A 24,861-nucleotide genomic window follows, 5' to 3' on the forward strand; every position below is an offset into this window, starting at 1 on the left:
TTATTTTATCACAGAAGTGATTTTTTGTCAAGCACTTTTTTCGAAGCGTTTCGAACGTTCTGAACTTGGATCGCTTCCGATTTCTCAGAACTGACTGGAGTCTTTCAGCGTCTATTGGTTCTTTTCTCTCGCTTCTCAGCTGGGACTTCGGAAGTCATTCTTTTGTCTCAGCGCTTGGCGCTCAAGTATAATACCATACACCCGCCCGTTTGGCAACCCCTTTTTTCAACTTTTTTGCCCTTTTTTCTCGGTTCGGCCTTTTTACCAGTTTTTTGCGCGGAACTTGCATCTCCTTTGACGCAATAAAAGCGTCCATGCATTTGGGCCGCACAGGCGCTTTCTGCTTTCTCTGTTCTATATAAAGAAATCCTTATCCCTTACAAAAAAGCAGAGCCGCCCGGATGTGGGCTGCTCTGCCTTCGCCGGGTTTATTGTACTGGATTTCGCGGCGTTCCACAAGGGCTAATTTTCACAAAAAGAAACCAACAAATCGCTGCGGACTTGACAAGTCCCGCCGCGCCCCTCTATTATAAGAAGGAAAGAGAGGGGTCTGCCATGTCATCTATCACCATCCGCCGCTGCTGCATCGGGGAGGGACGCCCCAAGGTCATCGTCCCCATCGTGGAGCGCACCGAAGCCGCCATCCTGCAAAAAGCCGCTGCGTTTTCCACAAGTTCCGCCGATTGTGTGGAATGGCGGGTCGACTGGTTCGCCGACGCACTGGATGCCGACGCGCTGAGCCGCTGCCTGCGCGGGCTGCGGGCTGCGCTGGGCGAGAAGCTGCTGCTCGTCACCTTCCGCACCCAGGCCGAGGGCGGAAAAGCGGCCCTGACCGCCGACCAGTACGCGGCTTTTTGCGCAGCCGTCTGTGCTTCCGGCTGCGCCGACCTGCTGGACATCGAGTTCTTTTCTGCCGGGAAACGCCTGCCCCAATGGATCGCAGCCGCCCATGCAGCCGGGGTGAAGGTGGTCTGTTCCAGCCACGACTTCCAGAAGACGCCGCCCCGCGCCGAGCTCGTGGAGCGGATGCTCCAGATGCAGCAGGCCGGGGCCGATCTGCCCAAGCTGGCCGTCATGCCCACCCGCCGCACCGATGTGCTGGAGCTGCTGGCCGCGACGGCCGAGATGGCCGACCACCACCCCGAAACGCCCGTCATCACCATGAGCATGGGAGCGCTGGGCACCGTCAGCCGCCTGTGCGGCGAGGCCTTCGGCTCGGCCATGACCTTTGCCAACCCCGGCACCGCCAGTGCCCCCGGCCAGGTGCCGCTGGATGTTGTGGACACCGTGCTGGACAGCCTGCGGCTCTCCTGAACCGCACACAAAAAATCCCCGCCGTTTCGAGATGAAACAGCGGGGATTTCATTTTATTGTTTTATTGCTTTTTCCAGCGGCGCATGACGCCCATGCCCAGCGCATAGGGGCCGGTATGGACGGCAATGGTGCAGCCGATCTGCAGCAGGCCGACTTCGCACTTGCTGGTGGGATATTTGGCGCGGAGCGCAGCGCGGGTCTGCATCCACAGACGCTTGCCCTCTTCCTCGTCGTAGCCATAGCCCACGGTGATGCAGTAATCATCCGGGGTCGCATTCCGCTCGGTCAGGTAAGCCATCAGCTGTTCCAGCGCCTTTTCAAAGCTCTTCTGGCGTCCACGGGCCACACCGCCGGAGAAGATCTCGCCCTCCTTGAAAAGGATCATCGGCTTGATGCCCAGGATGTTGGCCGCACGGCCGGTGACCTTGCCGATGCGTCCGCCTTTGATGAGGTAGTCGAGGTTGCCCACCGTGAAGAAGATCTGGTTCGTCGCACGCTCTGCGCTCAGCCAGTCCACGGTCTGTTCCAGTGTGCAGCCGCCGTCGCGCATGGCCACGGCATTTTCCACCACGATGGACTCGGTGACGGTCGCCGCCGTAGTGTCCATGACCTCGATCTTTGCGTCCGGGTAATCCTCCAGCACCAGCTCACGGGCATTGCGGGCGCTGCCCACGCAGCCGCTCATTTTGCTGGTGAAGCAGAGGCAGAGCACCGGGCGGCCCGCCTCGGCATGGGCGCGGAACGCCGTCTCGAAATCCTCCAGCGAAGGCAGGCTGGTCTTGGGGTATGCCGAAGGATTGTCCACCATGAACTGGTAGAAGTCCCGCACCGCGATCTCCGTGCCCTCTTTGCGGTAGTGCTCGCCGTCCAGCGAGACATAGAAGGGGATGACCTCAACATTCAGCCTGGCCGCCGTTTCGGGGGTCAGGTCGCAGGCGCTGTCTGTAATGATATCAAACATAAGTGACGCTTCCTTTTCGATTGCGGTCCGGGAAGGCAGAGCAGATCAGGCGCGATGGATGTATGCCTCGCGCTCTGCGCCGACCGAAATATAAGTGATCTTGCAGCCGACAGCCTTTTCCAGGTACTCCACATAGGCCTGTGCTTCCTTGGGCAGATCTTCCCACTTGCGGGCTGCGGTGATGTCGCAGTGCCAGCCGGGCAGGTACTCCACCACGGGCTGTGCGGTATCCAGAGCCTCGCCCATGGGGAAGCGGGTGGTCGTGGTGCCGTCGGTCAGCTTGTAGGCCGTGACCATGGGGATCTTCTCCATGTAGTCCAGCACGTCCAGCAGGGTCAGTGCGACCTCGTCGCATCCCTGGCAGAAGACACCGTAGCGGCTTGCCACCAGGTCGATGGGGCCGACGCGGCGGGGACGGCCAGTGGCTGCGCCATACTCGTGGCCAGCCTCACGCAGGTCGTGCTTCTCCTCTTCGGTCATGGCCAGCTCAGCGGCAAAGGGGCCGTCGCCGACGCAGGAAGAGTAAGCCTTCATGACGCCGATGGAGTTGGTCAGCTTGTGGCCCGGAATGCCGGCGCCGATGGGTGCATAGGCACCGATGACGTTGGAAGAGGTGGTGTAGGGGTAGATGCCGAAGTCGATGTCGCGCAGAGCGCCCAGCTGGGCCTCGAACAGGACCTTCTTCCCGGCGGCATCTGCATCGGCCAGGTACTGGCCCACATCGCAGATGTAATCCTTGAAGATGGCGGCATACTTTTCCAGCCATGCCCACATCTCATCCACGCGGATGGGCTCGGCATTGTAGCTGCCCTCCATGACCAGATTCTTGGAATCGACCATGGTCACGAGGCGCTTCTTCACCGACTCGTCCAGATGCAGCAGATCGCCCATGCGCAGGGTCTTCTTCATATACTTATCGCCGTAAGCGTATGCAATGCCGCGCTTGGTGGAGCCGAACTGTGCGCCGGTCTTGGACAGACGGGCCTCTTCCAGGCCGTCCTGTGCCACATGGTACGGCATGGTGATGGTCGCACGGTCGGAGATCTTCAGGTTTTCGGGGGTGATGGAGATGCCCTGCTCGCGCAGCTTGTTGATCTCGCCGTCCAGATGGTGCGGGTCGATGACCATACCATTGCCCATCACGCAGACAACATCCGGGCGCAGGATGCCGGAGGGCAGCAGGTTCAGCACGAACTTGCCGCGCTCGTTCTTGACGGTGTGGCCGGCGTTGTTGCCGCCCTGATACCGTGCAACGATGTCGTACTCCTGGCTGATCAGGTCGACCATGCGGCCCTTGCCTTCGTCGCCCCAGTTGATACCCGTAATTGCAGTAAGCATAATAAATGACCTCTTTATCCTTTTCAAAAGACAGCCTTTTCCGCGCACTTTGCGCGGGATACGCCACCTTGGGAATCTTGTACCGCACTGTCAAGCAGTCATAACAGTACAAGTATAGTATAGCACGATTCGGCGGGCAAAAAAAGAGGGTCTGCGCAAATTCTTGCACAAACCCGACGTTCCATTTTTAGTTCTTTTTCCCAATCTTGTGGATGGTGCCGTCCGGCTCCTGGATGGAGGTGTTGTTCAGCTGGGCCCGCAGGCTGGCCTTGACGTCGGCCACATACTCCTGCCGGAGGGCCTGCTGCTCCGCCTTTTCGGCTTCGGTCAGGCCGGTGGTCTTGCTCTTGCGCGCCAGCTCATTGATGCGGGCGATTTTTTCATTCGTCATCGAAGTTCTCCTCTTTTATTCAAAAGTGTGCTATAATAGATTTAGTTTTCCTCTGTACAACCTCTCAGTCTCGCTCACGCTCGACAGCCATTCCCCTTCTGGCGTTTACACGCCACCTCCCCCGGCCGGGGGAGTCTTTCCTAGTAGGGGAGCCTCTGGCGAAACTGGGAACTTTGCGAGGACTGCCAAGGCCTCTCCTACAAGGAGAGGTGGCATTGCGAAGCAATGACGGAGAGGTTGTACGAAGATAAGCTTCACGATTTTATCAGTATATCAAAGGATGCGTTTTATGTCAAAGCAGTTGAATTTTGCACAACAGATGGACGAAGTGTTGAAAACGCTCGGCCCCGCCCGGCCGAAGCTCCTGCTCCACGCCTGCTGCGGCCCTTGTTCCAGCGCCGTGCTGGAGCAGCTGTGCGAGCACTTCGAGATCACCGTGCTCTACTACAACCCCAACACCTGGCCTGCTGCGGAATACCACCGCCGCGGCGAGGAGCTGGAGCGTTTCGTGGCGGCGGCTCACCCGCTGGGCGTGACCGTCGTAGAAGACCGCTACGACCCGCAGGAGTTCTATTCCGCCGTCGCCGGGCTGGAACAGGAGCCGGAGCGCGGGAGCCGGTGCACGGTCTGCTACCGGCTGCGGATGCGCCGGGCCGCACAGTACGCCCAGGAGCACGGCTTCGCGTGGTTCACCACCACCCTGTCCATCAGCCCCCATAAGGACGCCAGGCGGATCAACGAGATCGGGCAGGCGCTCGAAGCCGAATTCGGCGTCAAGCACTTGCCCTCCGACTTCAAAAAGCACAACGGCTATCTGCGCAGCCTGCAATTATCCGAAGAGTACGGCCTCTACCGGCAGGACTACTGCGGCTGCGAGTTCAGCGCCAGAGCAAGAGGCATCGTCTAAACAGAACGCAAAATGTCCCATGTCCTCATCCTTGCGATGCCGGACACGGGACATTTTCATCTACATATCTCAGTACACCACTGCATCCTCTGCCGTGAATCCACCGAGAGAGTTTTCTTTGACCTGAATGCAGAGATAGGTGATGCCGCTGTCCGCTGCTGCGGAGAACTGACGCTTTGCCGCCGGGGCAACCTTCAGCCAGTCACCTGCTGCGAGGTCGACTTCCTCACCGTCAAGAATGGCTTTGCCCTTGCCTGCAAGGATACCGTAGATTTCCTCATTGTTCGTATGAGAGTGCACGAAAGGCACCCCCGCACCGGCCGGAAGCTGGTTGATGCTGACCTCTGCACCGGTCAGTTTCAGCTGATCGTGAAGCTCCACACGTCCTTCGTTTCCAACTGTGATCTTTTCGTAGTTTGTCATAATAGGGACCTCCTGAACAGATTCGCAAGTTTCTTGCTTGTTTCCAGTTTACTGTGCTGCGCATTCAAAAACAAGTACGCACTTTTTTATAACTGTACACTTAAAACAGAGTGTGCTATACTTGACCAGGAGGTGTATGACGATGAAAACAAAAGAGGAACTGCCTGCATGTCCGGTCGCCACAGCGGTCGCTCTGATCGGCGGCAAATGGAAGCTGCTCATCCTGCGTAATCTGAGAACCCGCCCATGGCGGTTCAACGAATTGCAACGGGACCTGGACGGCATTTCGCAGAAAGTTCTGACGGACAGCCTGCGGCAGATGATCGACGACGGCCTCGTTTACCGGCATGACTATCAGGAGCTGCCCCCGCGGGTCGAATACAGACTGACCGACCTGGGGACGAAAATGCTGCCCATCATCGACGCACTGGCCGATTTCGGGACCTACTATAAATCGGTCGTTTCATGAAGCATCTGTTCCGGAAGCTGACGCAGCCGCGTCAGCTTTTTTCAGATTCCTGTTCCGACAGTCTTTCCACCAGGATGGAGAAGATGATAAGCCCCACACACGGCACGATGTTCATCGCCATCCCGGCGGCAAGGCCCGCGCGCTCTGCCACACGGCCGATGACCCAGGGCATCAGAATGGCACCGCTGGACGCAGCGGGCAGCATGATGCCCATGCTGGTCACGCTGGTCATCCTGCCCGCGCTGGCCACTGCGGTAGGGTTCATGCCTGCCATCGCAAACGCAAAGGCGAACAGCAGCAGGATCGCGGCCGGCTGGCTGTCGGCCCGCATCAGGAGCACATAGAACAGGGTGCAGGTCACAGCCATGACCACCATCGCCTTGCGCGGGGACTTGAACGGGAACACGAATGCAATGAGCAGCCGGGCCACCAGTGTGGCCCCCCACATCACGGTCACGGTATAGGCAGCCAGTGTGCCCGCAATGATGCCGCTGCCCTTGAAATAGGTCACCATCCAGCCGGTCACGCTCTGCTCGGCCGCGTTCTGGCAGAAGAGCAGACCCGTCAGCAGCCAGAACCGGCCGGAGCGCAGAAAGCTCCAGTCGATGGCCGCCTTCCGGTCCTTGACCTTGCCTTCCATCGGGGTCTTCCAGTAGACCAGCCAGAGCACCACGCCCAGCGCCGCCAGCAGGAACACCGCCAGTGCGGTGCTGACCCGCGCCGCCGCTGCGATGAGGAACGGGCAGAGCAGTGCACCGCAGGCATAGCAGCTGTGCATCAGGTTCATGCCGCGGGTGCGGTCGGCGGAGTTGTCGCTGACGAGGATGGTGCAGGCGTTCATGGCGCTGCCCTTGGCAACACCCACAAGGAAAAACGCCGCCGCCAGCAGGACTTCCGCCCCGGTAAAGCCCATGATCCCGTAGCCGACGGTGTACCCGATGGTCAGCAGCAGGATGCTTGGTTTCAGCCCCAGCACACCCGGCAGCACACCGGTCAGAAAACCCGCCAGCAGGTTGCCGATGCTCATCAGCGAGAGCAGCGTCCCGGTCATGCCGTAGGCAAACCCATACTGTTCCTGCAGCAGGCTGACCACCACGCCGCTGGAAATGGCGCAGATGCCGCTGAAAAAGAAAGTCACAAAGCCCGCATTCCGCAGGCGCGTTTTCTGCTCGTTCATTCCGGTCTCCTCACTTTGGCAATCGAACGGCTCCTGGCCGCTTCTCAACTTCCATTATAGACCATCCCTTCCGGCCTTTGCAACCGGATTTTCTTATAAAAATGCGCACAAACAACGGGAGCGTGAAGTCGCGCACTTCAGGATTGACGAACGCCGCAAAAAAGAGTATACTATGATAGTATTTTTCCGGGGTGTTGCGCAGTTGGTAGCGCGCCTGCTTTGGGAGCAGGAGGCCGCGAGTTCGAGTCTCGCCACTCCGACCACAAGAAAAGCCACGATGAACCGTTTACAAATGCGGTTTTATCGTGGCTTTCTTTGTTTTCAGAATCCTGAAATCTGGCTAGAATGTGCCTTATTTGTGCCTTATCGCCCCAAAAAGTGCTTTACTCGGCGGCCGGAAGGCTCTTTTTTATCGTAGAAATTCGTGATTTTTCCGCACGATTTTTTCAACTTCCCGGCGGGCGGTTGCATCCGGCTCCCAAATGTGTTAAGGTGGGGCCAGACAAAATTTTTGAGAAGGAGCGCACTTATGAAATACGATTTTACTTCCATCCTGGACCGCCGCGGTAGAGACGCCATCGCAGTGGACGGCCTGAAGGGCGACGGCTTCTCCCCGGCTCCCCCGAAGGCGGGCTTTGACGCTATCCCGATGTGGGTGGCCGACATGAACTTCCCCACCGTGCCCACCATCCAGGAAGCCATCATTGAGCGTGCAAAACACCCGGCCTTCGGCTATTTTCAAGCCACGGATGCGTATTTCGACAGCATCATCCGGTGGCATGAGAAGCGCAACGGCGTCACCGGCCTGAAGCCGGAACACATCGGCTACGAGAACGGTGTGCTGGGCGGCGTCATCAGTGCGCTGAACTGCGTCTGCTCCCGCGGCGACAAGATCCTGATCCACAGCCCCACCTACATCGGCTTCACGATGAGCCTGAAGAACAACGGCTACGAGGCCGTGCATTCCCCGCTGGTGAAGGACGAGAACGGCGTCTGGCGGATGGATTTTGAGGACATGGAGAAGCATCTGAAGGAAGAGCATATCCATGCGGCCATCCTGTGCAACCCCCACAACCCCTGCGGCCGCGTCTGGGAGCGCTGGGAGCTGGAAAAGGCCATGGAGCTGTTCAAAAAGTACGACGTCTACGTCGTCTCCGACGAGATCTGGTCGGACATCATCCTGAACGGCCACAAGCACACCCCCACCCAGTCCGTCAGCGAGGATGCCCGGATGCGCACCGCCGCCTTCTATGCGCCCTCCAAGACCTTCAACCTGGCCGGTCTCGTGGGCAGCTACCACATCGTGTACAACAACTGGTGGCGTGACCGCATCGAGAAAGAGTCCAGCCTGAACCACTACAACATGATGAACGTGCTGTCCATGCACGCCCTCATCGGCGCCTATCGGCCCGAAGGCTATGCGTGGACGGACGAGCTCTGCGAGGTGCTGAGCGGCAATGTGAACTTTGCCTGCGACTACATCGAGCAGCACTTTGCGGGCGTCACGGTCTCCAAGCCCGAAGGCACCTATATGCTCTTTGTGGACTGCACCGACTGGTGCGCCGCCCACGGCAAGACCATCGACGATGTGGAAAAGGCCTGCTGGGAGGTCGGCGTAGCCGTGCAGGACGGAAAAATGTTCCACGGCCCCTGCCATCTGCGGATGAACCTGGCTTCGCCCCGCTCCCGCATCGAGGAAGCCTTCCGCCGGATGGACCAGTATGTCTTCCATGCGTAAGGAAGCAGAAAAAGGGCCCTTTGCCGGTTGGCAGAGGGCCCTTTTTGGTTGGTCAGAGGTCTTCTTCGGTCAGGAGCAGGTAGTACAGCACCTCGACCAGAAGGGCCGACGAGAGCAGAGATGGGACCGGGTCGGTCGCCACGATGCGCTGCGCCCGGTTGGAGGCCAGCAGCAGGTGGTCTGCCTGCGCGGCCAGAGGGGAGCGGCGGTCGCAGGTGATGAGCAGGACCGAGGCACCCCGCTCGCGGGCGGCGCGAGCCGTTTCCAGCAGGCGCTCGCTGCGGCCGGAGTTCGAGATGAGCAGCAGGGCGTCCCGCTCGGTCAGGGTGGCGGCAAAGGCTCTGGTCCGGCCGGGCACGGCGCTGGTCATGCAGCGCTTGCCCAGGCTGCCGAGCTTGAGCGACGCATCCATGGCCACGGGCAGGCTGTTGTCGGAGGCTTCGACCTCGATCAGCTCCGCGCTGCGCAGGACACTCATCGCCTTCCGCAGCTGGCGCAGATTGAGTGCCTGGATGGTGGCGCGCACCTCTTCCTGCCGGTTGGCCTCCACCGACTGCAGGGCCTGCCGCAAGGGGTCCGGACTGGTGGAGCGCTGGGTCTCCGTCTCCTGCTGGTCCATCACATCCCGCGCGAGTGCCAGCTGGAATTTGCGGTAGTTGTCAAAGCCGAGCTTGTGGCACAGCCGGGTGACGGTGGCTTCCGAGGACTGGCTGGCGCGGGCAAGCTGGGCCGAGGTGACCACAGACGCCCATTTCACATCGTTGAGGATGCAGTCTGCAATGCGCCGTTCCGCGCTGTAAAGCTGGATGCCAGAACACAGCAGCGTGACGACGCTTCCCGGAGAATCGCGCATAGAAGATACCTCCCTACATCTATGAAGCGCTTTCAGTGGAGTTTTTCTTAGTGTAGCAGTTTTCGCGAAAAAAATCAATTATTTCTGTGAAGGAGGCCGAACAGGACCGGAACACCGCCAGTTTGGCAAATCCGGGCAAAAACCAGCAAAAACCGGTAAAAAGATCCCCCGTGCGAATCGCACGGGGGATCGTGAGTTCCGGGGATCAGCAGCCTTCCTTTTCGGCCAGCTTGCGGCCCATGAGCACGCCCATGACGGACGCCATCATCAGGCCGCGGGTCCAGCCGGAAGAATCGCCCAGGCAGTGCAGGCCCTGAATGTTGGTGTCGAGGTTCTCATCCATCTTGACCTTGTTGGAGTAGAACTTCAGCTCCGGGCTGTAGAGCAGGGTCTCGTTGGCGGCAAAGCCGGGCACGACCATATCCAGCATCTTGATGAACTCGATGATGTTGGTCATGGCGCGGTAAGGCATGGCGGCGGTGATGTCACCGGCCACCGCGTCCTTCAGGGTGGGCTTGACGTTGGACTGCGCCAGCTCCTTGGCCCAGGTGCGCTTGCCGTCCAGAATGTCGCCGTAGCGCTGGACCATGATGTGGCCTGCGCCCAGCATGTTGGTCAGCTCGCCCACCTTCTGTGCGTAGGCGATGGGCTGGTTGAACGGTTCGGTGAAGTTGTGGGAGACGAGGATGGCGAGGTTGGTGTTCTCGCTCTTCTTCTCCTTGAAGCTGTGGCCGTTGACGACGGCCAGGTCGTTGTCGTAGTTCTCCTGCGCCACAAAACCGCCGGGGTTCTGGCAGAAGGTGCGGACCTTGTTCTTCCAGGGCTTGGGGTAGCCGATGAGCTTGGACTCATACAGCACCTTGTTGACCTTCTCCATGACCTCATTGCGGCACTCGACGCGGACGCCGATATCGACGGTGCCGGGCTTGTGGGCGATGTGGTGTTCGGCGCAGATCTTTTCCAGCCAGTCCGCGCCGCGGCGGCCGGTGCCGATGACGACGGTGTCGGCATAGACGGCACGGGGCTCGCTGTCGCTGCCCGCGCGGAGATACACGCCCTTGCAGACCTCGTCTTCCAGGATGATGTTCTCACACTCGGTGGAGAAAAGCATCTCGACGCCGTTGTCGGCCAGATAGTTCTGGATGGCCAGATAGAGCTGCTGGGCCTTTTCGGTGCCCAGATGGCGGATGGGGCAGTCCACCAGCTTCAGACCGGCGTGGATGGCGTTCTTGCGGATCTCCTTGATCTCCTCGCCGGTGTAGATGCCTTCCACATGGGGGTCTGCGCCGAACTCCAGATAGATCTTGTCGGTGTAGTCGATAAGCTCCTGCGCGAACTCCTCGCCGATGAGGCTGGGCAGGTCGCCGCCGACCTCATAGGACAGGCTCAGCTTACCGTCCGAGAAGGCACCGGCACCGGAAAAACCGGTGGTGATGGCGCAGGTGGGGCGGCAGTTGACGCAGTGGCCAAGCTCTGCCTTGGGGCAGTGGCGCTTTTCCACCGGCTTGCCTTTTTCCACCAGCAGGATCTTCTTTTTGCTGCCGTGGCGCAGCAGCTCCACGGCGGTAAAGATGCCGGCCGGGCCGGCGCCAACGATGATCAGATCGTACTTTTCCATTGTTCTGTAATCCTTTGCTGTATTTGATAAAAACCATTTCAGGCCGCGCTACGGCCAGTTCCCCCGATGGGGGGCTTTTATGCGGGCTTGTTTTACGGGTCGTCTTCCTGCTCCACCTCAGCGCTCTCGTCCACATGGTCGAGTTCGACGGCAGTGGCTTCCACATCGGCATGGGCGACCTCCGGGGCGACGACGCCGTCGCCGTTCAGGTCTTCCCCGGTGACGGCTTCCAGCATGGACTGCGTCTCCGGGTGCAGCTTCAGGAACCGCTTCACCGCGATGACGGTGTACAGCGCACTGAGCAGGTTCAGCGCACCCTCCACGATGAGGATGACGCCGATGGCCATGACCAGCGTTTCCATGGTGCCGAAGGGGTCGAGGATCATGACGATGCCCAGCACGATGCTCAGCACGGCCAGCAGCAGGAAGCCTTTCCAGCTGGGATACTGGCACTTGCGCAGCTCCAGTGCGTTCTGGATGCGGCCCAGACTGTCGAAGACGACGAACAGGCCGAAGACGATGGGCAGGATGCGCACCACGATGTCGCTGCGGATGATGAGGAACGCACCCAGCCCCAGACAGACCAGACCGGAGATCAGGGTCAGCTGGCTCTGGAAGACACCGCGCTCCACCGCAAAGTAGCGGACGAGCTGCACCGCTGCGCAGGCCAGCACCACGCCGCCCAGCGCATAGCAGACGATGTTCATCGCGGTGCCCGGCACCAGCAGCAGGAAGATGCCCAGCCCCAGATAGAGGATGCTCATCAGGACCAGATTCCATTTCAACTTCTTTCCCATAAAACAGTCACGTTCCTTTCTCAATTTGGAGAATGCCGGCTCCGCTCACTGCATGGCAGGAGCTTTGTTGTACATGGGTTCGATGATCTTTTTGTCCAGGCGGGCAAAGAAGACAAAACTCAGGGTCACGCTGACCAGCTCGGCGATGACGAACGACCACCACACCAGGTTGACATTGCCGGTCTGGCTCAGCAGCCAGGCGGCAGGCAGCAGGACGACCAGCTGGCGGCAGACGGAGACGATGAGGCTGAACATGCCGTTGCCCAGCGCCTGGAAGGTGGAGGACAGGATGATGCTCATGCCGGCCAGCAGGAAGTGGAAGCAGATGGTGCGCATGGCCGGGATGCCGATGGCCAGCATCGCGTCGCTGGCGGCGAAGAAGCTCAGCAGCTTGTCCGGCGCAAACTGGAACAGGCAGAAGCCGATGAGCATGATGCCCTCTGCGTAGCACATGGCCAGCTTGATGGTCTTTTTGACGCGGTCGGGATTACGGGCGCCGTAGTTGTAGCTGATGATGGGCACCATGCCGTTGTTCATGCCGAAGATGGGCATGAAGACGAAGCTCTGGAGCTTGAAGTAGACGCCGAAGACGGCGACCGCCGTGGCCGAGAAGGCCATCAGGATCTGGTTCATGAAGAAGGTCATCACGCTGCCGACGCACTGCATGGCGATGCTGGGCAGGCCGACGACATAGATGCGCTTGATGGCGTCTGCACTGGGGCGGAAGCCGCGCCAGCTGATCTGGATGTCGGGGTTCTTCTTCAGGTTGAAGAAGATGGCGGCACCGGCACCGCAGAACTGGCCGACGACCGTGGCCACTGCCGCGCCGGTGGTGCCGGACAGGGCCTCACCGCAGTAGCCGAAGATGAAGATGGGGTCGAGCACGATGTTCACGATGGCACCGATGAGCTGGCTGCACATGCTCAGGTTGGTGCGGCCGGTCGCGGCCAGCAGCTTTTCGCTCATGGTCTGCAGGAACAGGCCCAGGCTGAACACGGAACAGACGGTCAGGTAGCGGATGCCCTGCTCGGCGATCTCCACATCACTGGTCTGCGCATAGAAATACGGCTTCATGCAGGTCAGGCCGATGATGAAAAAGGCAGCAAAGCTGCACAGCGCCAGGAAGATGCCGTTTTCAGCCGTCCTGTTGGCGCGCTCCTGGTCTTTTTCACCCAGGCTCTTGGACAGCAGGGCGTTGACGCCGACGCCGGTGCCGACACCGACGGCGATCATCATGTTCTGCAGCGAGAAGGCCAGCGAAACGGCGGTCAGCGCACCTTCGCTGACATGCGAAACGAAGATGGAGTCCACGACATTATAAAGTGCCTGGACCAGCATCGAGACCATCATCGGGATGCTCAGCTTGACGAGCAGCGGATTGATGGCCATGGTGCCCATGATGTTTTCCTGGGTGGTGGGGGGATTGGTCTGCTTGTTTTCCACGATTTCTCCTTTTGACGTTTTTTCTCTATGCTTGAAACGTGGGCAGAGCGCCAAAGCACCCTACCCACGCAGCATCATTGTTTTTTGACTTTGCAGCCCGGAGCGGTTACTTCTCCGCAGCCTTTTCCTTGGCAGCCACTGCGTCCAGGATCATCTTCACGCAGGTCTCGCGGCCCAGGGCGGCGTTGATGGCAAGGTCGTAGTTGTGGGCATCACCCCAGCGGTTCTGGGTGTAGTAGTTGTAGTAGGCCGAGCGGTTGCGGTCGGTCTTCTCGATCTCTTCCTTGATGCCCTTCTCGTCGTGTGCCTTGACCAGAGGGTCGGTCTTGGCCAGCTCACGGCGCCACTCCACCGGCGCATAGATGAAGACGCGCAGCACGTCCTTGCGGTCCCGCAGCACATAGTCACCGCAGCGGCCCAGGATGACACAGGGGCCTTCCTCTGCCAGCTGCTTGATGATGCGGCTCTGCAGGATGAACACCTGATCGCCCAGCGGCAGCTCGTTGCCCATGGTGTACAGGCTGTACAGCAGGCTGTGGGTGTGGCGTTTCTCGCTGGCGGCAACAGCCTCCTCGGACAGGCCGGAGTGTTTGGCTGCCATGGTGATCAGCTCCTTGTCGTAGAGCTTGATGCCCAGAGCATTTGCAACATCCTCTGCGATGTAGTTGCCGCCGGTGCAGTACTCACGGCCAATGGTGATGATCGTCTTTGCCATAATGTGTTCCTCCTATGTAACAGTTTTTATCCCCGGAAAGCGTTTGGCGGGGGCGGGCCTAGAGGTCCGGCTGCCCGGTGCTCTGGGGGTCATTCTGAGGTGCGGCAGGCGGTGCTGCCGGGGGTCTGGGCGGCGCGGGCAGGCGGACTTCCGCGACCCGCATCCGGCCGGTCTGGTCTACGGCGTAAACGCTGCACCGCCCGCCTGCGGCCAGCTGTTCGGGCGGGAAGCACAGGCCTCCGTCCGGGGTGCGCTCCATCCGGCGGAACGTCCGGTGGGCCGTGGTGGCATGGGCGATGCCGTCGTGCAGGGTGTAGGCGGTCCAGCCGGAGAAATCATCCGGCAGCAGGTCGCGCTGGCCCCGCTGCTCGAAGTAATAGCAGCGGCCATCCTCGCTGCGGGCCAGTTCGCAGCGGACGCGGTTGGGCAGGTCGGCGGCCGCATCTCTGGGCTTGCGCTGCAGGGCGATGGCCCGGCCTGTGAAGTAGCGCAGGAAATCCGACAGCGCCATGGTGCAGTTGACGGAGCCGTCGCTGTCGGCGGTGGGGTCGTTGAGCAGGACATAATCGGCCATCACGGCGTCGTCGTGGCCAAAGCCCCGCAGCCCCATCCAGATGCCCACCGGGTCACGCTGGCCCCGGATGCGGCGCTCGACCCGGACGGCAACGGGGCAGTCGTCGTGGATCTGGGTGCGCAGATCCTGCAGGTCCATCCAGGCCTGCCAGCAGGGAAAGCCGCAGCAGCCCGCGGCAGCCGCTGCAAAGGCGGTGTTGCCGGTGCTCCGGGTGGCGTTGTCCTCCATGGCGTAGGCCACCTCTTCGGGCAGGATGTCCTCACCCCAGCGGTTCATCAGCGCCGCCATGACGAGGGGCAGGTCCATCTCCCGGCCAAAGCTGGGGTCGTGGGCAGAGAAGCAGTATTCCGGCAGGTAAAGCCGCCGGTTCAGCGGCCGACCCTCGTGTTTTTCCCAGGTCAGGGGGCGGACGGCAGCAGCCAGCAGCCGCACAGCGGGGGTGGATTTGTCGTCGTTGGTCGAGAGGTTGACCTGCAATTGGATGCCGGTGCCGCCGCCCGGCGTGGCCACGGTGACGGTGTCCCCCAGCAGGAAGATCATCCCGTCCTCGCTCTGGGCGTTGATGCTGCAGCGGGGGTAATCCGGGGCCCACTTGCCAAAGCTCATCCAGCCGGTCCAGGTGTTCCCGGCATAGACCCGGCAGCGCACCTCCACCATCGTGTTATGGGGGGCGCTGGCGTTCCAGCTGACGTTCAGGTTGCAGAAAGCCGGCATCGCGAACTCCGGCGTGGTGTAGCTGCCGTAGGGCAGATACCGCCCGGCGGAGCTGTCCAGCACCAAAGCGCCGCTTTCCAGCGCGACATTGTCCAGCGCGCCGCGGGAGAAGGTCTCGGTGCCCTGCAACACGAGGTTATTTCGTTGTTCCATCGCACGGTTCTCCTTTGCGCATCGGTGAAAGATCAGTGTTCGGTGCCGTCCGGCTCGTCTTCGCCGTATTCCTCCCGGAGGGCGGCGTCCAGCTCGGCGTCGTGCAGTTTCTGGAGGCTCTCCTCGATGTGGAAGACGCGGTTCACGTCTCCGTAGACGATCTGGCAGCAGACCTCGGTCTGGAACCAAAAGCCGAAGACGAGCATCAGGAAGATGCCCAGCGGCATGCACAGGATGACGACGCCCCAGAACAGGATGGTCACGATGGCGGACGCCAGCGCGTGGGGCAAGAAGGCGATCATGCAGTTCAGGCAGTTCTTCAGCGTCTGGTGGAAGGGCTGGTCCAGCAGAACCACCTGCGGCCACAGGTAGGCAAACAGCATGTGGAACAGCACCAGGTTCAGCACCGTGGCCACCCACATGGGCAGGCCGACGTTGGTGCCGTGGTACAGCATGTTGAAGCAGAAATAGACGAGGAAGATCTGGATGGTGATGACGGTGCAGTAGACGATGCCGGGCAGGATGGCGGCTTTGAAGTTCCGTTTGAACGCGCGGCGGTAGGTGGTCCACCAGTAGCCCGCTTCATCGCGCAGGGCGCGGAGCACGGTGTCGTACATGCCCGCCAGTGCGGGGCCGGCCAGGATGCCGCCCGCGATGGCGCTGACCACCATGACGGTGAGGTTGTTCATCAGAAAACCGACATACACCAGGCAGATGACCGGCAGAAAGCCGATGCAGGTGAGCAGATTGGCCAGGAACATGCCGGACATGTCGCGCCCGACCAGCTCAAAAAAGCGGCCGATGCCCGTTTTGCGGGGGGTGTCCTTCTCGACGCCCGGCCCGGCCTTGCGGAAATCATTTGCAGAAGGAAAAAGACCCATTTTGTTTCGAACCCTTTCTGGTTTGGCTCGGTGCCGCGGGGCAGAAGGAAAAGGAACTGCCCATTGTGCTACCTTTCTTTCTATAAATATACCCGGATTTTGTGAATTTTGCAAGCCATCCGGCCCTTCATTTGTAAAAAAAGTGTTTCGGCTCCCATTTTCGCCCAAAGTGTGGTACAATGAAACAGGCTTTTCAGGCCAGAAGGAGGAACGTATCATGAGCATTCTTCGCACGATCGCGATGTTTGTATATCTGTTTGGCTATATGATCGTCCACTACGGTGTGCTCCGCCGGGCCGAGCGCGCCCTCGCCGCCGGGGACATGGATACCGTGGAGCAGATCATCAACAAGCATATCCCGCACTGGAGCCGGGGCATCCTGAAAGTGACCGGCGCACGGCTGGCGGTGGAAGGGCAGGAGAACATCCCAAAGGACGGCCCCTGCGTCTTCGTGGGCAACCACCGCAGCTACTACGACATCCCGCTGCTTCTGGCGGCGCTGGATGCGCCCCACGGCATCCTGGCGAAAGAGGAGCTGGAAAAGATCCCTCTGCTCAACCGCTGGATGAAGCTGCTGGGCTGCGTTTTCGTCAAGCGCGACGACATCCGCGCGTCCGTCAAGGCGCTGAACGATGCCACGGCCATCGTGGAGAGCGGCAAGAGCTTCGTCATCTTCCCCGAAGGCACCCGCTATAAGGGCGAAGAGGGCGGCGCAGGCGAGTTCAAGGCCGGTGCGTTCCGCATCGCCATCAAGACCGGTGCCCCGGTGGTGCCGGTGGCCATCTCCGGTGCCCGCGGCCTGTTCGAGGCCCACGGCAACCGCGCGACCCCCGGTTCCATCCACATCCGCATCCTGCCGCCCATCCGGACGGTCGGCATGAGCAAGGCAGAGCAGAAACAGCTGCCCGAAGCCGTCCGCCAGACCATCCTCGCACAGCTTTAAGGAGAACTATGGCAAGCTATCGTTACGAACGCGACATCCAGCCCGGCGACCTCAAACCCCGCCGGGAAAAACAGTATACCCGGAAAGAACGCTGGGCCAACTGGTGGGATTATAACCTGAAGTGGGTGATCCTCATCGGCATCGCCGTGGCCTTTGTGGCGTACAACTTCATCGGGCAGTATTTCTTTACCACCAAGGCCGATTACAATGTGGCCGTGGTGGCCCCCTACTACCTGCCGGAGGATACTGTGGATGCGCTCCAGACCCAGCTTGCCCAATTCGGCGAAGACCGGAACGGCGACGGCAAGGTGGTCGTGACCCTGAACGTCTATACGCTGGACTATTCCGACGAGGAGACCCAGACCGAGAGCGCAGCCTACCTGACCATGGCGGGCACCACTAAGCTGGCCGCCGATGTGCAGGGCGGTCTGAGCGCGGTCTTTCTGCTGTACGACCCGGCGGGCTTTGAAGAGAGCACCGGTACCCTGCGCTACCTCGACGGCAGCCTGCCTGAACCCGGCAGCGACGGTGACTGGTGGAACATGGTCTACCGGTGGACCGACTGCCCCGCCCTGACCGGGCTGGGCCTCGGTGAATACCAGGCCGATACCACCCACGCTCAGGGCGGCGACAGCCAGGAGTACATGGCGCAGTTCTACGTCGGGATGCGCGGTGCCTGGAATTCCGGCACCGCCGACAACCTCAAGGGCGGCGAAGCGTTCTGGCAGGCGCTGACTGCCGGGGCCGTCTCCACTGCCAGCGCGGAGGACTGACGCCATGCGGTTCCGCCTGATCAAGCGGGAGGTCGGTGCCCCCCGCCGCCTGCCCGTCCCGCCGCCCCCAGAGCCAGAACGCGCCCCGCCCCGCGCTGCCGACCTCGACAACCCCTATGGCCGGTATTACGGGAAGGCGCGGAGCCGGGAAGACCTGCGAAAATGACCCGATCGAAGAGTCTCATCCGCCCGATGGCAGATGAGACTCTTTCGTTTTTCCAAAGCAAAATCTGAAAAAAACTCCGCACAGAACCGGGGCGGGGTTTGTTGTTTCTGTGTCCGGGTTATGGTATACTCATTCCGTATCATCTCCGGTATCATGAAAACAAAGGATGTGGAACCCATGGACGCACTGGACAAAGCCCGCCGGGAGATCGACACGGTGGACGCCGCGCTGGCCGCGCTGTTCGAGCGGCGGATGGCGGCTGTGTTGGCGGTTGCCGAATACAAAAAGGCCCACGGCCTGCCGATCTTCGATGCCGCGCGGGAAGCCGTGGTGCTGGACAAGGCCGAAGCGCGCATTCAGGACCCCGCCCTGCGCCCCTATTACCGCGACCACGTACAGCACATGATGGATGTGGCCAAGCAGTACGAGGCCGAGGTGCTGGGCCGGAACCGCGCCGCCTATCAGGGCGTGGAGGGAGCCTTTGCGCACATCGCGCTCAAGGCGCTCTTCCCCCATGCGGAGGCGGTCAGCTACCCCACCTGGGACGAGGTCTTCGACGCGGTGGAACGCGGCGATGCTGCCCATGGCGTGGTTCCCTTTGAGAACAGCCACGCGGGCGATGTGTCCGCCGTGCTGGACCTGTGCTACAACCACCCCGCCCTGTGGGTCGTGGATGTGTACGATCTGCCCATCTCGCAGAACCTGCTGGTCCTGCCCGGCACCCCGCTGAGCGAGCTGAAGCATGTGTACAGCCACCAGCAGGCCATTGCCCAGAGCGAGACCTTCTTAAAGCAGTTCCGCCTGCCGGCCACGGCCATGCCCAACACGGCCATGGCGGCCAAGTTCGTGGCCGAGAGCGGCGACCGGACGCAGGCGGCCATCGCCAGTGTGGAAACGGCGGCGCTGTACGGGCTGGAAGTTCTGGTGCCCAGCATCAACACCGATGGCGACAACACCACCCGGTTCATCGTCCTCAGCCGCGAAAAGCCCACGGCGGGCAACCGCTTCTCGCTGCTGTTCACGGTGGACAACAAGCCCGGCAAGCTGGCCGAGGTCATCCAGATCATCGGTGCCAGCGGCTACGATATGGAGTCCATCAAGAGCCGCCCGCTGCCCCATGTCCCCTTCGATTACTATTTTTACGTTGAGCTGGTGGGCGACCCCACCGCCGAAGAGACCGCCGCGCTGCTGCGCGCGCTGAACCATGTCTGCCGCACGGTACGGCTGTTAGGAGTGTACAACAAATGAGCGATTTTATCGGAACCAAGCTCACCATGAATCTGGGCGAGCGCAGCTATGACATCATCCTGAAGAACGGCGCACTGGAGAACCTGTACCAGTTCGCCCGGCTGGACCGCAGGGTGGCCGTCGTCACCGACAGCGGCGTCCCGGCCCAGTATGCCCAGCGGGTGGCCGACCAGTGCCGCGAGGCCCGGATCATCACGGTGCCCCAGGGCGAGGCCAGCAAGAGCTTCAAGATCCTGGAGAGCGTTTTACAGCAGATGCTCGATTTCAACATGGGCCGCGGCGACCTGGTCGTGGCGGTGGGCGGCGGCGTCGTGGGCGACCTGGCCGGATTTGCTGCCTCCATCTATATGCGGGGCATCGACTTCATCAACTGCCCCACCACCACGCTCTCGATGATCGATTCCTCCATCGGCGGCAAGACGGCGGTGGATCTGGGCGATACCAAGAACATCGTGGGTGCCTTCTGGCAGCCTAAACTGGTCATCGTGGACCCGGATACGCTGGCCACGCTCCCCCGCCGCCACTACATCAACGGCCTGGCCGAGGCGGTCAAGGCCAGCCTGCTGGCCGACCCGGAGCTGTTCGGCATCTTTGAAAAGGGCGACATCGACGGCCAGATCAACGAGATCATCTACCGCAGCCTGCGGTTCAAGAAAAACATCGTCGAGCAGGATGAGACCGAGCGCGGGATGCGCAAGGCCCTCAACTTCGGCCACACCATCGGCCACGGCATCGAGGCCGTCAAGGGCATCAAGGGCCGCCGCACCGTGGGCCTGTTCCACGGCGAGTGCGTGGCGCTGGGGATGCTGCCTATGATCGAATCCAAGGCGCTGCAAAAGCGAGTGCGGGCGGTCTACCGCCGCCTGGGCCTGCCCCTGCGCACCACCTACAACAAAGAAAAGGTGCTGGCCGAGATGCTGCACGACAAAAAGGCGCAGGGCGGTCAGATCACCATCATCAAGGTGCCGGGTCTGGGCTGCTGGCGCGCTGAGACCATCCCGGTGGAGGGCCTGCGCCCCCTGCTGGGCATGGAGGAATGACCATGAAGAACACGTTCGGGTCTGCCCTCTCCCTGACCATCTTCGGCGAGAGCCATGGCCGCGCCATCGGCGCCGTGCTGGACGGCATGGCGGCGGGTGTGCCGGTGGATGATGCGTTCCTCGCCGCCTGCATGGACAAGCGCCGGGCGCGGGGCGACGGCCTGTCCACCCCCCGCGTGGAGGCGGACCGGGTGCAGTTCCTCTCCGGCGTTGTGAACGGCCGGACGACCGGCACCGCCATCGCCCTGATGATCGAGAACCAGAACACCCGCAGCGGCGATTATGCCAAGACCGCCGACCTGCTCCGCCCCGGCCATGCGGATTACACAGCTTATGCCAAATACCACGGCTTTCAGGATGCGCGGGGCGGCGGACACTTTTCCGGCCGCATCACGGCGGCGCTGGTGGCAGGCGGTGCGGTGGTGCTGGGTGCCCTCGACCGGGCCGGCATCAACATCGTGACCCACATCGGGCGGTGCGCGGGCGTTGCAGACACCCCCTTTGCGCTGGATGACCCGGCGGCACTGGGGGCGCAGGCCGAAGCGCTGCTGAGCCGGGGCGATGGCTTTGCCCTGCTGAACGAGGCGGCCGAAGAGCCGATGAAAGCGGCCATCCGCGCCGCAGGCAGCGCAGGCGACAGTGTGGGCGGTACGCTGGAGACCGCCATCCTCGGCCTGCCCGCAGGCGTCGGCGAACCCTATTTTGACAGCGTGGAAAGCGAGCTGGCCCACATGGCCTTCTCGGTCCCGGCCGTCAAGGGCATTGAGTTCGGCACCGGCTTCGGCTTCGCCGACCTGAAGGGCAGCGAGGCGAACGATGCCTTCCGGATGCAGGGGGGCCGCATCGTGACGGCTACCAACCACAACGCGGGCCTGAACGGCGGCATCTCCAACGGGATGCCGGTCGTCTTCCGCACCGTGGTCAAGCCCACGCCCAGCATCTACAAACCACAGGATACCGTGGATTACATTGCAAAACAGAACGCGGAACTTTCCATCCAGGGCCGTCACGACCCCTGCATCGTGCCCCGTGCGGCCATCGTGCAGACCTGCGCGGCGGCGCTGGCCGTCGGCGACCTGCTGACCGCGAAGTACGGCATGGCCTGGATGGAACGGCCCACCGCTTACCGCAAGGAGGAGCTGTAAATGGAATACGGACTCATCGGCTCCAAACTGGGGCACTCGTACTCGAAGATCATCCACGAGATGCTCTGCGGCTACCGGTACGACCTGTGCCCGCTGCCCACCGAGGAGGAGGCGCGGGCCTTCCTGACCCGGCGGGCCTTCAAGGCGATCAATGTGACCATCCCGTATAAGCGGCTGGTCATGGGATTCTGCTCCTACATCGACCCGCGCGCCAAGGCCATCGGGGCCGTGAACACGGTCGTGAACCGGAACGGCCTGCTCTACGGCTACAACACCGACTATCTCGGTTTTGCCTACCTGGCCGATGCCCACGGCGTGGAGTTCGCGGGCCGGACCGTTCTCATTCTGGGCACCGGCGGCACCCACAACACCACGAGCGCCGTGGCAAAAGATAAGGGCGCGGCCAGAGTGCTGACCGTCAGCCGGCATCCGGACCCCGAAAAGGGCGAGCTTTCCTATGCGGAAGCCGTTCACAGCGGGGCCGACATTGTCATCAACACCACCCCGGCGGGCATGTACCCGAACGTGGGGGTCTGCAATCTGGATGTGACCGCGATGCCGGGGCTGGAAGCCGTCCTCGACGTGGTCTACAATCCGGACAAAACGGAACTGATCCTGCGCGCCGAGGAGGCGGGTGTGCCGGTGGCCGTGGGCGGCCTCGAAATGCTGGTGGCCCAGGCCGTGTATGCGGCGGAATACTTCCTGGACCGCAAGTTCGACGATGCCCCGGCCGAGATCCGCGCCATCACCGCCCAGCTCCGGAAAGAGCAGCTGAATGTGGCGCTCATCGGGATGCCCTCCTGCGGCAAAACGACCATCGGCCGTGCGCTGGCCGACCGGCTGGGCAAGCGGTTCGTGGACCTGGATGAGGAGATCGTCCGGGCCGCAGGCCGCAGCATCCCGGACCTCTTCGCCGCAGAGGGCGAGGACGGCTTCCGGGCACGGGAGGCCGAGCAGACCGCCCGCTTTGCCAGAGAGGGCCGTCAGGTGCTTTCCTGCGGGGGCGGGGTCGTCAAGCGGCCCGAAAACCTGCGGGCCCTGCGGCAGAACGGCGTGGTGCTCTTCATCGACCGCCCGCTGGACGCTCTGACCGTGGGCGGCGGGCGTCCGCTTTCCACCAGCGCCGAGGCGCTGAAGACCATGGAAGCCCAGCGCCGCCCGCTCTATCTGGCCGCAGCCGATGCGGTCATCCCGAACGAAACGACCGTTGCAGACGCCGTTGCGGCGGCACTGGAGGCATTGGATGCGATTTTTGTTCATTAACGGGCCAAACGTCAACATCGCCCGCTTCACCGAGCCCGGTGTAGAGGGCGAAGTGGACTACAACGGCCTGCTGGATTATCTGGACGTCTGCTGCCAGCAGATGGGCATCGAGCCGGATTTCTTCCAGTCCAACCACGAGGGCGATATCATTGATGAGATCCAGTCGGCCGCAGGCCGCGCCGACGGCATCATCCTCAATCCGGGCGGCTATGCCTATTACAGCGTGGCCATTCTGGAAGCGCTGCAGCTCTGCGGTGTGCCCGCCGTGGAGGTGCTCATGAGCGAACCCAGCGGCCGGGAGCCGTTCCGGAACACGGACGTCGTCTCGTTCGGCTGTCAGGGCCGCTTTGCGGGCGAGGGCATCGGCGGCTATCTCCACGCATGCAGTTATCTGGTGCAGCTGCTCCGGCTGGACGGCGGCGCACAATCGCACATGGTGCAGTAAGGAAAGAAACCTCTCAGTCTCGCTGACGCTCGCCAGCTCCCCTGATAGGGGAGCCTCTGGCGAGTCGGTGAGGACTGTGCTGAACGAGCGAAGTTTTTTACTTCCGGAAACGGCCGGGCTCCGCTGCTGAGATTCACAGCAGCAGTACAAATGCCGTTGCCAAAGAGGACAGGGCCCGCTGCTTTGCGCCCCATCGGGCCTACGCAGACAGCAGGGCTTGCCCGGCCTGCCAAGGGCTCCCCTATCAGGGGAGCTGTCTGCGAAGCAGACTGAGAGGTTCAGACCGTGAATCTCAGCAGTGGCTGAGAGGTTGACACGTTGATAAAAGGGAAAGGAATGCAAGAAGATGATCATTTCGACGAAAAAAGGCACCCCGAAGGAAGAACTGGAAAAGATCGTGGACCGCTTTGAAAAGCAGGGCCTCGATGTCACCCTGATCACCGGCAAGGACTACAACGTCTTCGGTCTGGTGGGCGACACCACCAAGATCGACGAGCGCGATGTGCTCGCCAACCCCTGGATCGACAACGTGACCCGTGTGTCGGCCCCGTATAAGCGCGCCAACCGCCTGTTCCATCCCGCCGACTCGGTCATCGACTGCGGCGGCGTCCGGATCGGCGGCCGGGAGAAGATCGCCGTCATGGCCGGCCCGTGCAGCATCGAGAGCGAGGAGCAGGCCCTGCGCATCGCCCAGAGCGTCAAGGCCGGCGGTGCTGCCCTCTTCCGCGGCGGTGCCTACAAGCCCCGCACCTCTCCCTACTCCTTCCAGGGTCTGGAGACCGAGGGCATCCTCGACATGGTCAAGGCCCGCGAGGCCACCGGCCTGCCCATCGTCTCCGAGCTGATGAGCGAAGACCGCATCCCGGAGTTTGAAGAGTATGTCGATGTCGTGCAGATCGGTGCCCGCAACATGCAGAATTTCCAGCTGCTCAAGGCGGTGGGCAAGATGCACAAGCCGGTCCTGCTCAAGCGCGGCCTGTGCAACACCATCGAGGAGTGGATCATGAGCGCCGAGTACATCATGGCCGGCGGCAACGAGCAGGTCATCCTCTGCGAGCGCGGCATCCGCACGTTTGAAAAGTATACCCGCAACACGCTGGACCTTTCCGCCGTGCCCATCATCCACGAAAAGACCCATCTGCCCGTCATCGTGGACCCCAGCCACGCCACCGGCAAGGCCAACCTCGTGGAGCCGATGATGATCGCTGCGGTGGCCGCCGGTGCCGACGGTCTGGAAGTGGAGGTCCACTACGACCCCCGCCACGCATGGAGCGACGGTGCCCAGTGCCTGACCCCGGACAGCTTTGCTCAGGCCATGGCCAAGTGCCGCCAGGTCGCATGGGCCATCGGGCGGGAGATCTGACCCTCTCAG

General features: G+C 61.6%; 25 protein-coding genes and 1 tRNA gene. 14 read left to right on the forward strand and 12 right to left on the reverse strand.

Features of this window, described 5'->3' with window-relative positions; genetic code table 11:
* Positions 1-555: 555 nt before the first annotated feature.
* Positions 556-1,314, forward strand: coding sequence for a type I 3-dehydroquinate dehydratase (gene aroD, locus DWY95_RS11820; protein ID WP_118553657.1), 759 nt, complete (start codon positions 556-558; stop codon positions 1,312-1,314).
* Positions 1,315-1,375: 61 nt separating this feature from the next.
* Here aroD and DWY95_RS11825 read toward each other — a convergent pair whose 3' ends face one another.
* From DWY95_RS11825 to DWY95_RS11835, 3 genes are all read right to left on the reverse strand, one after another.
* Positions 1,376-2,275, reverse strand: a complete 900-nt coding sequence (locus DWY95_RS11825; RefSeq protein ID WP_118553658.1) for a DegV family protein — start codon at positions 2,273-2,275, stop codon at positions 1,376-1,378.
* A 45-nt stretch (positions 2,276-2,320) separates the two neighbouring features.
* Entirely contained in the window at positions 2,321-3,613 is a 1,293-nt protein-coding gene (locus DWY95_RS11830; RefSeq protein WP_118553659.1) for an adenylosuccinate synthase, read from the reverse strand.
* A 187-nt stretch (positions 3,614-3,800) separates the two neighbouring features.
* Positions 3,801-4,004, reverse strand: a complete 204-nt coding sequence (locus tag DWY95_RS11835; RefSeq protein ID WP_097791847.1) for a DUF896 domain-containing protein — start codon at positions 4,002-4,004, stop codon at positions 3,801-3,803.
* A gap of 280 nt (positions 4,005-4,284) precedes the next feature.
* Between DWY95_RS11835 and DWY95_RS11840 the strand changes: the two genes are divergently transcribed.
* Positions 4,285-4,911 (forward strand): epoxyqueuosine reductase QueH, encoded by a 627-nt coding sequence (locus DWY95_RS11840; protein ID WP_097791846.1) that lies wholly within the window; start codon positions 4,285-4,287, stop codon positions 4,909-4,911.
* Between the two features lie 69 nt (positions 4,912-4,980).
* Here DWY95_RS11840 and DWY95_RS11845 read toward each other — a convergent pair whose 3' ends face one another.
* A complete protein-coding gene (locus DWY95_RS11845; protein ID WP_118553660.1) occupies positions 4,981-5,334 on the reverse strand; it encodes a cupin domain-containing protein in 354 nt (117 codons plus the stop codon).
* Positions 5,335-5,476: 142 nt separating this feature from the next.
* Here DWY95_RS11845 and DWY95_RS11850 point away from each other — a divergent pair, with 142 nt between their 5' ends.
* The gene (locus DWY95_RS11850) at positions 5,477-5,803 is read left to right on the forward strand and encodes a helix-turn-helix domain-containing protein (RefSeq protein ID WP_097791860.1); all 327 of its coding nucleotides are present in this window, start codon (positions 5,477-5,479) and stop codon (positions 5,801-5,803) included.
* A 31-nt stretch (positions 5,804-5,834) separates the two neighbouring features.
* Here DWY95_RS11850 and DWY95_RS11855 read toward each other — a convergent pair whose 3' ends face one another.
* Positions 5,835-6,980 (reverse strand): MFS transporter, encoded by a 1,146-nt coding sequence (locus DWY95_RS11855; RefSeq protein ID WP_118553661.1) that lies wholly within the window; start codon positions 6,978-6,980, stop codon positions 5,835-5,837.
* Between the two features lie 187 nt (positions 6,981-7,167).
* On the opposite strand from DWY95_RS11855, the gene DWY95_RS11860 reads away from it, so the two are divergent.
* Both DWY95_RS11860 and DWY95_RS11865 read left to right on the forward strand, forming a co-directional pair.
* Positions 7,168-7,243 (forward strand) — tRNA-Pro (locus tag DWY95_RS11860).
* A 266-nt stretch (positions 7,244-7,509) separates the two neighbouring features.
* Positions 7,510-8,718 carry an aminotransferase class I/II-fold pyridoxal phosphate-dependent enzyme gene (locus DWY95_RS11865; protein WP_118553662.1) on the forward strand — a complete coding sequence of 403 codons (1,209 nt, stop codon included), beginning with the start codon at positions 7,510-7,512 and terminating at the stop codon, positions 8,716-8,718.
* A 52-nt stretch (positions 8,719-8,770) separates the two neighbouring features.
* Here the strand turns inward: DWY95_RS11865 and DWY95_RS11870 are convergent, their stop codons facing one another.
* The 7 genes from DWY95_RS11870 to DWY95_RS11900 form a co-directional block, all read right to left on the reverse strand.
* Entirely contained in the window at positions 8,771-9,571 is an 801-nt protein-coding gene (locus DWY95_RS11870) for a MurR/RpiR family transcriptional regulator (RefSeq protein WP_118553663.1), read from the reverse strand.
* 205 nt (positions 9,572-9,776) lie between these two features.
* Positions 9,777-11,189, reverse strand: a complete 1,413-nt coding sequence (locus tag DWY95_RS11875; protein WP_097791841.1) for an FAD-dependent protein — start codon at positions 11,187-11,189, stop codon at positions 9,777-9,779.
* Positions 11,190-11,281: 92 nt separating this feature from the next.
* Complete coding sequence (locus DWY95_RS11880) at positions 11,282-11,986, reverse strand: DUF308 domain-containing protein (protein ID WP_118553664.1); 705 nt, start codon at positions 11,984-11,986, stop codon at positions 11,282-11,284.
* A gap of 45 nt (positions 11,987-12,031) precedes the next feature.
* Positions 12,032-13,384, reverse strand: a complete 1,353-nt coding sequence (locus tag DWY95_RS11885; RefSeq protein ID WP_187116986.1) for an MATE family efflux transporter — start codon at positions 13,382-13,384, stop codon at positions 12,032-12,034.
* A gap of 151 nt (positions 13,385-13,535) precedes the next feature.
* Positions 13,536-14,144: a cytidylate kinase-like family protein gene (locus DWY95_RS11890; protein ID WP_097791838.1), complete on the reverse strand. Its 609-nt coding sequence runs from the start codon at positions 14,142-14,144 to the stop codon at positions 13,536-13,538.
* Positions 14,145-14,202: 58 nt separating this feature from the next.
* Positions 14,203-15,585, reverse strand: coding sequence for a hypothetical protein (locus DWY95_RS11895; protein ID WP_118553666.1), 1,383 nt, complete (start codon positions 15,583-15,585; stop codon positions 14,203-14,205).
* A 32-nt stretch (positions 15,586-15,617) separates the two neighbouring features.
* Positions 15,618-16,466: a DUF624 domain-containing protein gene (locus DWY95_RS11900; protein WP_118553667.1), complete on the reverse strand. Its 849-nt coding sequence runs from the start codon at positions 16,464-16,466 to the stop codon at positions 15,618-15,620.
* Between the two features lie 217 nt (positions 16,467-16,683).
* Here DWY95_RS11900 and DWY95_RS11905 point away from each other — a divergent pair, with 217 nt between their 5' ends.
* The 9 genes from DWY95_RS11905 to aroF all read left to right on the forward strand — a co-directional run bounded on the left by DWY95_RS11905 (position 16,684) and on the right by aroF (position 24,852).
* Positions 16,684-17,409 (forward strand): lysophospholipid acyltransferase family protein, encoded by a 726-nt coding sequence (locus tag DWY95_RS11905; RefSeq protein WP_118553668.1) that lies wholly within the window; start codon positions 16,684-16,686, stop codon positions 17,407-17,409.
* 8 nt (positions 17,410-17,417) lie between these two features.
* Positions 17,418-18,182, forward strand: coding sequence for a hypothetical protein (locus DWY95_RS11910; RefSeq protein ID WP_097791834.1), 765 nt, complete (start codon positions 17,418-17,420; stop codon positions 18,180-18,182).
* A gap of 4 nt (positions 18,183-18,186) precedes the next feature.
* On the forward strand, positions 18,187-18,348 hold the full coding sequence (locus DWY95_RS17100) for a hypothetical protein (protein ID WP_158577559.1): 162 nt from the start codon (positions 18,187-18,189) through the stop codon (positions 18,346-18,348).
* Between the two features lie 177 nt (positions 18,349-18,525).
* The gene (locus tag DWY95_RS11915; protein WP_097791833.1) at positions 18,526-19,596 is read left to right on the forward strand and encodes a prephenate dehydratase domain-containing protein; all 1,071 of its coding nucleotides are present in this window, start codon (positions 18,526-18,528) and stop codon (positions 19,594-19,596) included.
* Complete coding sequence (aroB, locus tag DWY95_RS11920; protein WP_097791832.1) at positions 19,593-20,636, forward strand: 3-dehydroquinate synthase; 1,044 nt, start codon at positions 19,593-19,595, stop codon at positions 20,634-20,636. The genes DWY95_RS11915 and aroB overlap by 4 nt, the downstream gene beginning before the upstream one ends.
* 2 nt (positions 20,637-20,638) lie before the next feature.
* Positions 20,639-21,781: a chorismate synthase gene (gene aroC, locus DWY95_RS11925; RefSeq protein WP_118553669.1), complete on the forward strand. Its 1,143-nt coding sequence runs from the start codon at positions 20,639-20,641 to the stop codon at positions 21,779-21,781.
* Entirely contained in the window at positions 21,782-23,044 is a 1,263-nt protein-coding gene (locus DWY95_RS11930) for a shikimate kinase (protein WP_118553670.1), read from the forward strand.
* Positions 23,025-23,489: a type II 3-dehydroquinate dehydratase gene (locus tag DWY95_RS11935; RefSeq protein ID WP_118553671.1), complete on the forward strand. Its 465-nt coding sequence runs from the start codon at positions 23,025-23,027 to the stop codon at positions 23,487-23,489. Before DWY95_RS11930 ends, DWY95_RS11935 begins: the two co-directional genes overlap by 20 nt.
* Positions 23,490-23,835: 346 nt before the next feature.
* Positions 23,836-24,852 carry a 3-deoxy-7-phosphoheptulonate synthase gene (gene aroF, locus DWY95_RS11940; protein WP_118553672.1) on the forward strand — a complete coding sequence of 339 codons (1,017 nt, stop codon included), beginning with the start codon at positions 23,836-23,838 and terminating at the stop codon, positions 24,850-24,852.
* Positions 24,853-24,861: the final 9 nt, after the last annotated feature.

This window comes from Faecalibacterium sp. AF28-13AC, assembly GCF_003478405.1.
Lineage (GTDB): Bacteria > Bacillota > Clostridia > Oscillospirales > Ruminococcaceae > Faecalibacterium > Faecalibacterium prausnitzii_E.

Coding starts and splice junctions, on each gene's coding strand:
- DWY95_RS11900 (WP_118553667.1), bottom strand. CDS start 16,466: ATGGGTCTTTTTCCTTCTGCAAATGATTTCCGCAAGGCCGGGCCGGGC.
- DWY95_RS11910 (WP_097791834.1), top strand. CDS start 17,418: ATGGCAAGCTATCGTTACGAACGCGACATCCAGCCCGGCGACCTCAAA.
- DWY95_RS11850 (WP_097791860.1), top strand. CDS start 5,477: ATGAAAACAAAAGAGGAACTGCCTGCATGTCCGGTCGCCACAGCGGTC.
- DWY95_RS11885 (WP_187116986.1), bottom strand. CDS start 13,384: ATGGGCACCATGGCCATCAATCCGCTGCTCGTCAAGCTGAGCATCCCG.
- DWY95_RS11895 (WP_118553666.1), bottom strand. CDS start 15,585: ATGGAACAACGAAATAACCTCGTGTTGCAGGGCACCGAGACCTTCTCC.
- aroB (WP_097791832.1), top strand. CDS start 19,593: ATGAGCGATTTTATCGGAACCAAGCTCACCATGAATCTGGGCGAGCGC.
- DWY95_RS11915 (WP_097791833.1), top strand. CDS start 18,526: ATGGACGCACTGGACAAAGCCCGCCGGGAGATCGACACGGTGGACGCC.
- aroF (WP_118553672.1), top strand. CDS start 23,836: ATGATCATTTCGACGAAAAAAGGCACCCCGAAGGAAGAACTGGAAAAG.
- DWY95_RS11825 (WP_118553658.1), bottom strand. CDS start 2,275: ATGTTTGATATCATTACAGACAGCGCCTGCGACCTGACCCCCGAAACG.
- DWY95_RS11865 (WP_118553662.1), top strand. CDS start 7,510: ATGAAATACGATTTTACTTCCATCCTGGACCGCCGCGGTAGAGACGCC.
- DWY95_RS11930 (WP_118553670.1), top strand. CDS start 21,782: ATGGAATACGGACTCATCGGCTCCAAACTGGGGCACTCGTACTCGAAG.
- DWY95_RS11935 (WP_118553671.1), top strand. CDS start 23,025: ATGCGATTTTTGTTCATTAACGGGCCAAACGTCAACATCGCCCGCTTC.
- DWY95_RS11830 (WP_118553659.1), bottom strand. CDS start 3,613: ATGCTTACTGCAATTACGGGTATCAACTGGGGCGACGAAGGCAAGGGC.
- DWY95_RS11875 (WP_097791841.1), bottom strand. CDS start 11,189: ATGGAAAAGTACGATCTGATCATCGTTGGCGCCGGCCCGGCCGGCATC.
- DWY95_RS11855 (WP_118553661.1), bottom strand. CDS start 6,980: ATGAACGAGCAGAAAACGCGCCTGCGGAATGCGGGCTTTGTGACTTTC.
- DWY95_RS11890 (WP_097791838.1), bottom strand. CDS start 14,144: ATGGCAAAGACGATCATCACCATTGGCCGTGAGTACTGCACCGGCGGC.
- DWY95_RS11880 (WP_118553664.1), bottom strand. CDS start 11,986: ATGGGAAAGAAGTTGAAATGGAATCTGGTCCTGATGAGCATCCTCTAT.
- DWY95_RS11870 (WP_118553663.1), bottom strand. CDS start 9,571: ATGCGCGATTCTCCGGGAAGCGTCGTCACGCTGCTGTGTTCTGGCATC.
- DWY95_RS11835 (WP_097791847.1), bottom strand. CDS start 4,004: ATGACGAATGAAAAAATCGCCCGCATCAATGAGCTGGCGCGCAAGAGC.
- DWY95_RS11840 (WP_097791846.1), top strand. CDS start 4,285: ATGCGTTTTATGTCAAAGCAGTTGAATTTTGCACAACAGATGGACGAA.
- DWY95_RS17100 (WP_158577559.1), top strand. CDS start 18,187: ATGCGGTTCCGCCTGATCAAGCGGGAGGTCGGTGCCCCCCGCCGCCTG.
- aroC (WP_118553669.1), top strand. CDS start 20,639: ATGAAGAACACGTTCGGGTCTGCCCTCTCCCTGACCATCTTCGGCGAG.
- DWY95_RS11845 (WP_118553660.1), bottom strand. CDS start 5,334: ATGACAAACTACGAAAAGATCACAGTTGGAAACGAAGGACGTGTGGAG.
- DWY95_RS11905 (WP_118553668.1), top strand. CDS start 16,684: ATGAGCATTCTTCGCACGATCGCGATGTTTGTATATCTGTTTGGCTAT.
- aroD (WP_118553657.1), top strand. CDS start 556: ATGTCATCTATCACCATCCGCCGCTGCTGCATCGGGGAGGGACGCCCC.